This window comes from Nostoc sp. UCD121 (assembly GCF_014222285.1).
GTDB lineage: Bacteria > Cyanobacteriota > Cyanobacteriia > Cyanobacteriales > Nostocaceae > Nostoc.
The window spans coordinates 1-1,937 of the sequence record NZ_JACKZS010000434.1; the positions used below are offsets into that span (position 1 = coordinate 1).

At 47.5% G+C, this 1,937-nt stretch carries 1 protein-coding gene; it reads right to left on the bottom strand.

The features are described from left to right. Positions 1 to 317 precede the first annotated feature (317 nt). A partial coding sequence (locus GNF10_RS36630; protein WP_185593321.1) for a strawberry notch C-terminal domain-containing protein occupies positions 318 to 1,937 on the bottom strand: 1,620 nt, incomplete at its 5' end.

Sequence of the window (1,937 nt, forward strand, 5' to 3'; positions counted from 1 at the left end):
ATCGATTTCGCAGAGATCCCAAGGGTTACTTGGCTAATTTAGAGAGTCGTCTTCTCTAGTAAGTTTTACCACACTAGCATCTATGTATGCATTAACCTTCGAGATGAAGGGCTACGGATTTTGACCTCTGGAACGGGGATAAAGCGATGAAGTGTGGTCTTGTCTTGGGGTTTCCCCCATAAACAACTTCATCAAGAAGCCTGCCGCCCAGATGTAAGTCGCAGTAATAGAGGACGCAAGAAATTTATTACTGCGCTTTTTGTTGGACAGGAAGCCTACACTGACTCTCGTTGAGTCAATGTAGGTAGTTCACTTTTTCATCCTAGAATTTCAATTACCGCCGCCAGAACATCAGCAGCGCGATCTCCTGTCGGCACAAACATCCGCTTGCGCCAGTTGATGATCTCGGTGAAACATCCAGCAGCCATCAGTCGATCAGCAAGCGAGATGGCATTGAGTAGCTCTAGGCGTGGTTCACCAGCAATGAAAGACCGCCGTAATGTAACTCCTCCGGGTAATTCTTGCGAATACCCTTCGTTGAAAACCAGAGATACTAACTCTTGTGGAGAAAGCAGCTTATCTTTCAAGCCCAATTGCTCTGTAACAGTCTGGATGTCGGAGGCATGAACCACCCGCCCCAGAATTTTCTGCCCATCACTGGTTTGCAATCGGAACACCCGACTGTTCTTCTGTGGGAGAACTTTCCAGATAGGCAACAGTATTCCTGTGACCAAATGTAGATAGTCAGTTGTAGATTTGGGTAGCGCATCTACTTCCCTCGACCATGCTGCAACAAACGCATCAGCCGAAACCTGCTGCCAAGTGGATGATGAGAGCTTATCAACAGGTAGGCGAGTTTCTTTCTGTGGTCGCATAAGTAATACCCGTGGCACAACACCACCATCACTATCAAATATGCTGTGCGTAGGAATTGATACAGCCGCATTACCAGAGGTAGCATTTACCATTAGTTGTCCTTGGTACTTAGCAGCGAACTCCAGCATTTCGGCAGCAGTTTTGATATTGTTCTTCTGTACGCGCTCAATCTTGAGGTAATTGGTGACGCTACTAGTAGTAGGATGTATATAAACTGATTCACAGCTTTCGATGTTAAATCCTTCTGCCTTAAGAGTTTCAACACCAGCCTCAAAGATACCATTTGCGATCGCCGTCTCGATTTGTTGACTCAACAATAGCTCAAACCTCTCGAAAATCACGTTCTGCATTCTGATAGTCAAAGCCAGCAGCCGATTGAGGAACTGTCGCAAGGGTGGGAGGTCAATTTTCATCCCACCTTCGTGAGAAGTCAGAGATAACCCCGTCATTTCCTCAAATTTCCCTAAAGGCACTTCAGAGAATCGACCTTGGAAAATTTGCTTGAATAACTCATACAGTGCGTACTCCGCGTACTGGGATTCTAGGTTATCCTTGGTGTCGAAGATTCCATTACCTCCAGTCTGCCTTTGCCCCCGTGTGAGTGCGCCCAGGCTGTCCAGCCTTCGAGCAATGGTTGAGATGAATCTGCGCTCACCTCTAACGTTAGTGGTAACAGGTCTGAACACTGGTGCTGATGCTTGATTGGTGCGGTGAGAGCGCCCAAGCCCTTGAATGGCATTATCCGCCCTCCAACCAGCTTCGAGCAGGTAGTGAGATCGCCTTTTACGATTCACAGCGTTCAAATCCGCGTGATAGCTGCGACCAGTACCACCAGCATCAGAAAAGATGAGTATTTGCTTATCTCCCGCCATGAATGCGTTAGTTTCCGCAATGTTAGCGCCAGAACCCCGCGAATCCACAAACAAGCGACCAGAATCATCCTTCAATACCCGTTTGCTGCGTCCAGTCACTTCAGCAATTTGCTTGTTACCGAAATGCCACAGCAGTTGTTCTAATGCACCAGGAATTGGATCAAGGCTGGCGAGTTTGTCTACTAAGGC